Origin of the sequence: Pseudomonas sp. SWRI111, from assembly GCF_014268555.1 — a bacterium.
Lineage (GTDB): Bacteria > Pseudomonadota > Gammaproteobacteria > Pseudomonadales > Pseudomonadaceae > Aquipseudomonas > Aquipseudomonas hamedanensis.
The window spans coordinates 1-257 of the sequence record NZ_JABWQQ010000131.1 but is presented as its reverse complement, the minus strand read 5'-3'; the positions used below and the strand labels follow the sequence as shown (position 1 = coordinate 257).

The following is a 257-nucleotide window of genomic DNA, read 5'->3' as shown; positions in this document are numbered from 1 at the left end:
CCTTATCCTCCAGGTGGTGGAACAGACGTATTATTTCGTTTAGTTGCTCAATATGCTGAAAAACATTTAGGCCAGACTATTGTACCTACAAATATGGCTGGTGCTACTTCTACTGTTGGTTCCCGTTTTGTAAAGGATGCTGAACCAGATGGGTATACAATATTAGGTACACACCAAGTTGTTGCAACAGCTGAACATACAGGAGTTGTAGACTATGGTTTCTCTGCTTTTGATCCAGTTGTGCTAATGACTTCTAC

At 40.9% G+C, this 257-nt stretch carries 1 protein-coding gene; it reads left to right on the top strand.

What is annotated here, in order from left to right:
• On the top strand, positions 1–257 hold a 257-nt coding region (locus HU755_RS27210; protein ID WP_272978355.1), incomplete at both ends, for a tripartite tricarboxylate transporter substrate-binding protein.